Annotated in this window: 6 protein-coding genes; all 6 read right to left on the bottom strand. The window is 47.9% G+C overall.

Annotated elements, in window-relative coordinates:
- Positions 1-776 precede the first annotated feature (776 nt).
- The 6 genes from Q0G26_RS08710 to Q0G26_RS08685 all read right to left on the bottom strand — a co-directional run bounded on the left by Q0G26_RS08710 (position 777) and on the right by Q0G26_RS08685 (position 7,010).
- Positions 777-1,532, bottom strand: coding sequence for a hypothetical protein (locus Q0G26_RS08710; RefSeq protein WP_293829917.1), 756 nt, complete (start codon positions 1,530-1,532; stop codon positions 777-779).
- Between the two features lie 11 nt (positions 1,533-1,543).
- Positions 1,544-2,017 carry a hypothetical protein gene (locus Q0G26_RS08705; RefSeq protein WP_293829915.1) on the bottom strand — a complete coding sequence of 158 codons (474 nt, stop codon included), beginning with the start codon at positions 2,015-2,017 and terminating at the stop codon, positions 1,544-1,546.
- A gap of 62 nt (positions 2,018-2,079) precedes the next feature.
- A complete protein-coding gene (locus tag Q0G26_RS08700; protein WP_293829913.1) occupies positions 2,080-3,225 on the bottom strand; it encodes a hypothetical protein in 1,146 nt (381 codons plus the stop codon).
- Positions 3,226-3,362: 137 nt separating this feature from the next.
- Positions 3,363-4,469 (bottom strand): nucleoside hydrolase, encoded by a 1,107-nt coding sequence (locus Q0G26_RS08695; protein ID WP_293829911.1) that lies wholly within the window; start codon positions 4,467-4,469, stop codon positions 3,363-3,365.
- A 60-nt stretch (positions 4,470-4,529) separates the two neighbouring features.
- A complete protein-coding gene (locus Q0G26_RS08690; RefSeq protein WP_293829909.1) occupies positions 4,530-4,733 on the bottom strand; it encodes a hypothetical protein in 204 nt (67 codons plus the stop codon).
- Positions 4,734-5,606: 873 nt separating this feature from the next.
- Complete coding sequence (locus tag Q0G26_RS08685) at positions 5,607-7,010, bottom strand: S-layer homology domain-containing protein (RefSeq protein WP_293829908.1); 1,404 nt, start codon at positions 7,008-7,010, stop codon at positions 5,607-5,609.
- Between the last annotated feature and the right edge of the window lie 135 nt (positions 7,011-7,145).

Below are 7,145 nucleotides of genomic sequence, written 5' to 3'. Positions count from 1 at the left end.
GAACCATAGAAGCAAGGGTACGTAACATTCTTTTACCGTCTGACAAATTGTACCGATGCTTCGTCCTGGTTCCGCACAAAATTTGCGTTATGTCCTAAGGCATGGGAAAATTGCTCCTGACTGAAACGATATTTAATTGCGACGCACAACCCCCTTCCGCCTCACTTCGTTCGGCACCTTCCCCAAGGGGCAGGCAAGAAGGATAGCAGAACACCAGCACGAGCAATTAACATATCGTGTAAGGAATAGCAATTTTAGCAAATGAGTGCTTGGAACCATAGAAGCAAGGGTACGTAACATTCTTTTACCGTCTGACAAATTGTACCGATGCTTCGTCCTGGTTCCGCACAAAATTTGCGTTATGTCCTAAGGCATGGGAAAATTGCTCCTGACTGAAACGATATTTAATTGCGACGCACAACCCCCTTCCGCCTCACTTCGTTCGGCACCTTCCCCAAGGGGCAGGCAAGAAGGATAGCAGAACACCAGCACGAGCAATTAACATATCGTGTAAGGAATAGCAATTTTAGCAAATGAGTGCTTGGAACCATAGAAGCAAGGGTACGTAACATTCTTTTACCGTCTGACAAATTGTACCGATGCTTCGTCCTGGTTCCGCACGAAATTTGCGTTATGCCCTAAGGCATAGGAAAATTGCTACTGACTGAAACGATATTTAATTGCGACGCACAAGCAACCCCTTTTTCAACATCAAAAAGGCCCCTGCTCCGCAATATTAACTTACGTCGCAAGGACCTCAAACTCAACTCACTGCCTCAACCAACAGCATCATTGCTACACAGCAACTTAACCTCACCATCAACAGTCACACGATACGCATCCCACAAACTCGGATGCACATAATAAGTCATAACCAGCTCATCATTCTTATTATAAACATAAACCCCAAAATAATCGCCGTACTCCTGCGGCAGATACGAATTAAAAACGCTGTTCGGAGCCTCGGCAAAACGACTGCCATAGCCAAACCAATAATCCTTACTGCTCAAATCCAAACCCGTATTCTTCACATTCAGCTTACGCAGGAAATACAGCGCCATAGTATAATCCTCTTCCGCCTGCATTCCCTCAAACTTATAGGTACCGCCGATATCAGGCTCACTCACCTTAGTAATACCCATCTCGCGTGCATCAACCGTCGGCAGCAGCACAACCTGCTTACTATCCTGCACTCTGGCCTCACAAACAAGCGGCTGAGAGCCATAACCAAAATAACGTGTATCCTCACCATGACGGCCCACATCAAACGAATAATCCTCCAGCACCAGCGAACCGTTCTCCAGCATCCCCACGCCCTTAAACATCGGCGCATTACCGTCCTGCAAATCATAAGTAACAACAGAAGCAAAAATGCCGGACTGCGTATAAATCAGATGCAAAGAAGCATTATCCCTGCCATTCGCACCATAACGCATATACGAATACGCACCATAAGAATAAGACGCTGCCATCGCCGCAGTACTAGCAAGCAGCAGCAGGCAGAACATCAGCAAGCTAAATAATCTCTTCATCGCCCACACCTCTATCTCTCAACCTCACTCAGCAGCAGGCTTCCGTCCTCACCGCTGATAGCAATACCGAAAATACGCTCCCTGCCCAAAGAATCACGCACCGCAATACCATTGCGCGGGAAGGACTCGGAATCACGCATCACAATAATAATCGGCTCCGTCGCACGCAGGAAATCCTTATAATAAACAGACTGCACGTTAAAAACAGGATAGCCCTCAGCGCTCACTTCACGCAAATCCAGCGCCACAACCTGAAAATCAGGAAAATCCACCGAGCTCGTCACCACAGCCTTTGCCGACTCAAAAGCATCCGGCATTCTCACAACCTCGCAGGCCGCAGGATTAACATGAGCATCCTTCAGCCAGCACACATGCAGCATGCTTTGAGTAGACTCCGGCACACTATTAGCCTGAGCACTGCCCCAACCGCCAAACAAACCAATACCCAGTGCCAATAACATTGCAGCTAAAAATCTTTTACGCATAAAAAACACCTCCAAAGTTTTTTACATCATAGCTTAATTTAAGCCTCTTCAGGCATTTTACCTTAATCAATCTCCTGCAGATAAATACTGCCATCCTTACCGCTTTGCAGAATCGCAAACCGGCGCTCCCTGCCTGCATCATCCTTAAAGCTGATACCGTTCTTGGGAATAGTTTCCAGGCTCTCCAGATGCAGCACCAGCTTTTCATCAGCCATCAGCAAATCCTTGCTGTAAACACTCTTACCGGAAGCAAGCTCCAGCAGACGGAACTCTTCCAGATTTTTCGTACTGCGGAAAATCACGTCCGCACCCTTAAAGGGATTAGGCACGGAAACCTGCTCGTACTTGGAAAGATCAAACTTTGCATCCTGCAGCTCATGTACGCCCATGCATTCCAGATACTGCATCGCCAGGCCCTTAAAGCCTCGCTGCTTATATTCCTTCAACGGCAGCAGCTCAAGCTTCACGCTGTCACCGGCCATCTCTGCGCCCATATCAAAGAAATCATCTGCAGACATATTCGTCTTTTGCGAAGCAGCCACATCATCTCTGCCCACATCGTTACGGTAAACATCAAGTCCGTTGGCAGCCGCATTACCGTTCTTTGAACGGGTAAAGTACATATCAACGCATCTTTTATCACCGTTCGGCAGCAAATCCTCCAGCGCCAGCACATAGTCTGTATTACTGCTGTTGCCGCGTGTCAGCAGCATATTGTTCGCCAACAGCTGCAGATTGCTGCGTGCCCAGCCTTCATCAACAAATTTTATCTTGCCGTCCACAAAGGTATAGACAGCATAGATATCCTTGCCGTAATAGCCCTTGCCCTGCTTTTCATTATCCAAGATAGCAAAAATCAGCTCCGGCACCTTGTCATTATTGATATCCTGCAGCGTATAACCAAGCATGTTCAACGCATCAACGTAACCCATACGGTCCCGCAGCTCATAGATACCGGTCATGCCCTGCTGCGGCATTTTATCCATATTGCCATCATTCACAAAATTATAGATACCCTCCACCAGCTTGCCATATTCACGCTCATAGGCAGGCACCTTTGCCACATTCGCTGCAGCTTCCTCCACCTTCGTGGCCTTAGGCTGTGTTGCCGCCGCCTGCTTATCCGAACCGCAGCCATTCAGCAGCATTGCCAATGAAGCCAGCAGCATTGCTCCCACCAGGACATTTTTACAGCTTTTCTTCAACATCTCCATCCCTCCGCTTCCTGCTGCCTGCTTTGCAGCTAATCTTTTATACCTATATTTTACCCTAAAAAAAACTAAAGCGCCCCACCCGAAACAGCAAATTCGGGTAGGGCGCAAGCTTTAAATCACAAAATTATTGCTTACAGCTTGTTGAATACATCCTCAACCATCTTCCAAACCTTAGCGCGGTCTACAGCGTAAACAATCTTCGCATTCTGAGCACCCTCAGGAGCAGCGCCGCGGAAGCCCATAGTCTGACCGTAGCCATAGCCGTATTGGTCATCAACATCAATCGGCAGAGTTTCGGATTCCAGAATTACGGACGGATCAATAGCAACTGCTGCTGCCAGAACGTCCCAAATGTAGTTCTTGAAAGCCGGATCCTTGCGGAACATCGGGGTAGCATAGTGGCTTTCCCACATAGCCTTGAAGCGGTCGCTCTTAATGCGGCTTTCCAGATCCTTAAAATCATCGTGGCTCATCAGTTCCTTGCTGCAAACATCCAGCGGCAGGAAGATTTGCTCCTTCCAAGGAGCGCGGTAAGCCTTTTTAGCGGTTTCCGGATCAATCCAAACGTTGAACTCGGAGGTCGGCATTACGTTGCCTTCGCAGAAGAAAGCGCCTGCCATATAAACAACGCGTTTAGCCAGCGGAGCAATTTCCGGAGCCTTGTCCAGAGCAGCTGCCAGGTTAGCACCGCTGCCGATAGCAACGATGGTTACTTCGCCCGGATGCTTTTTGATAGTATCAATGATGAAATCAGCAGCATGTTCCTTTTGCGGGTTCATAACAGGCTCATCATTATAATTCTTGCGGTATTCAGCCTGCCAGGATGCCGGCTGAGGATAGCCTGCAGCGCCCAGATGGGAGTCATGGCCACGGCCGTAAATGCGTTTTTCTTCCTTCATGTTAGCGAAACGGTCCTTGCGAACGGTTTCATTAACGCCCATATATACAGGAATATCAGTGCGGCCGATGCCCTCCAGCTGACGAATAGCGGAAGCGGTACCAGTTTCAACCCAGGTATTGCCGATAACGATGGTAACACCCTTTAAATCCATTTTGGGAGATTCGGCAAGCATCATCATAGCGATGCCGTCATCAAACAAATCCACCATATCTGCGTCCAGAATAACCTTTTCGCGTGCTGCAGCCTCAGCAGACAGCGGAGCAGTCATAGCGCCAACGCCCATGCACATGGAAAGCAACAGGCAACCACATAAGCTGGTTAATTTTTTCATTTTCATATTCATTACCTCCTAAAATCCCTAATTCTATAAATTTCCGCACAGAATGCAGATTTTACCTTAATCAATCTCCTCCAGATAAACACTGCCGTCCATAACCTTCGCCCGAATCGCAAACTTGCGCAGGTTGCCGCCGTCATGCAGCAAATCCTTCATTTCCTGCATCCATTCCCTACTGTCAGCGTTGATGAAGATGCGCCTGCTCAGCACCTCAAGCGGAAGCAGCTGATTGTTTACACCTATAGTGTAGCCTAAAATGTGCAAAAGCGCCCCACCCAAAAGAGTGATTTCGGGTAGGATGAGGGGAAATTTTTGGGATATTTTTGATTTTTGGGGTGGTTGAGAGAAAATTTTAGGTTATATTTCTAGCCAACTTCTCATTTGCTTCAGTGATTCCCCCTTTAGTCGCTAACGCGACAGTCGCCCCAGGGCGCCCTCTCTTGCCCTACGGGCAATTCACCTTGTCCCCCAAGGGGAAACCAAGAATGTGCTGATAAAGGTTAATGGAAAGCTATTAGTCTTGCCTGCCCCTTGGGGAAGGTGCCAAACGTAGTTAGGCGGAAGGGGGCCGCGTCGCAAGCAACATTAGCATAATAAATTTCGCCTTGCACAACCCTCAGTCATCGCCTACGGCGATGCCAGCTCCCTTGACGCTAAGACTCAGTTTGTCGCAAGCACAACCCTCAGTCAAAATCACTGTGTGATTTTGCCAGCTCCCTTTCAGGGAGCATATAGAGGCTGGTTGTAATTGCGAATTGTAATTTTAAATCTAGCCTGTTATATCTCCCCTGAAAGGGGAGGTGGCTGCGAGCCTTGCGAGCAGACGGAAGGGTTGTGTAAGAAGATATAACTTTAGGAAGAAAAGCGAGCCTCTCTATTCTAGCCAACTTCTCATTTGCTTCAGTGATTCCCCCTTTAGTCGCTAACGCGACAGTTTCCCCAAGGGGAAACCAAGAATGTGCTGATGAAGGTTAATGGAAAGCTATTAGTCTTGCCTGCCCCTTGGGGAAGGTGCCGAACGTAGTGAGGCGGAAGGGGGTTGCACCCCCACCCAAACGCAAAAGAACCGCCTCACGGCGGTTCTCTGCCGACAGCGCAAGCGCTGCCAATTTTAGGAAGTTTTTGTATGAAGGTTTATCAGAAAGTGAAGGTTACGTCAGTCCAGAAGCGATGGTCTTTGGTGCGATCCAGATGATCAGCAGCGCCAATTGCTTTAGCCAGCTTGGATTCGGTGTTGTAGTATGCAACGTTAGCTACGATGTTTTTAGCGAAGGTGTAGTTAGCGCCTACGCCGAAGCCCTTGAAGCCAGTCATGCCAAAGGTGTTAGCATCGGTGGTGTGTGCAACATAGGTTTGTGCGCCTTGGTCATAGTATTTAGCCCATGCACCCCAGCTGCCTGCATCTTCAGCCTTAGCACCCTTATAGGACAGGCCGATAACGAAGCCGTCATCATCAAGATATCTATCAATATCTTGGTTAATCCCATTATTCTCTTCATTAAGTTTGTCAGCAGACAAATCGCCCTTCAGATACATAGCGGACAGGTTGAAATGGCCGATATCATAGCTCAGGCCTGCATGCCAGATGCCGTTGTCAATATCAGTTTTGCCATAGAAATAACTAGGGATATCAAAAGAAGGAGCATCATGAGCTTCTGCAAAGCCGGTACCCATATCTTTGAATTGAGTATAGCCAGCAGTAGCCATCAAGCCCTTAGCCAGCTCGCCTTCAACAGCCAAGCCCCAATACTTGCCGCCGTTAGTAATATCACCAGTTAAAGTATCGTTGCCGCGAGTCTCCATATATGGTACAACAGTGATATCATCAGTTGCCTTGCCTGCAAAGCCTTTTAATTTAAGCTTGTTGCCATAAGACAGCTCCAAGCCATCAGCACGTGTATCATAGATATTGCCATCAGCAATTACCAGATTATAACGGCCTGCACGTACTGCCATACCACCCAGCTTGCCGTCTACATAAGCACGTTGGAATTTTGTATCTTCGTTACCTGCATTATCGCTCAAATCCTGCGTGTTCTCCAGCATGCCGGTGTAGGTCCAGTCATCATTAATCATGCCGTTAATCCAGATGCGGGAACGGAGATCTGCTATATGGTTAGAAGCATTGCCTATAACTAAAGATTCTCTGCCCTCACTATCCTTAAACATTGCACCGTCTTGATTTACATAACGGAAGCGCAGTTCACCGGTAATCTTTACATTGTCAGCCTTTTTCTCTAGGTTAGCTACGCGTACGCCCAGGTTGTCCAGCTCGTCAGCAAATTCTGCTGCCAGCTTTTCAACGTTAGCGCCTTTGGCCATTGCTTTAGCAACGATTTGTGCCATTTCATAACGAGTCATCAGCTTGTCACCGCCGAAGGTGCCGTCGCCATAGCCATCGATTACGCCTGCAGCTGCCAGCTTGTTGATGCTGTCATATGCCCAGTGGCCGGCAGGAACGTCGCTGAAGGGGTTAGCTGCATAAGCAGAAGCGGTTACACCAAGAGCCATTGCCATTGCGAGTACTAAAGATTTTTTCATGGGAAATTCCTCCTTTTTAAGTAAAATGTTTTTTACCTTGCGGAGGCTTGCGCTGCCTGTTGCCAAAATTTGCCTTGTTTCATTTTGGTTTTTGCAGTACCTGCTCCGTTTGGTAAAGACGGAAAAGCAAGAAGA

Origin of the sequence: uncultured Phascolarctobacterium sp. (genome assembly GCF_934190775.1) — a bacterium.
Taxonomy (GTDB): domain Bacteria; phylum Bacillota; class Negativicutes; order Acidaminococcales; family Acidaminococcaceae; genus Phascolarctobacterium_A.
The sequence above is the reverse complement of the archived record's forward strand: the minus strand, read 5'-3'. Positions and strand labels throughout refer to the sequence as shown.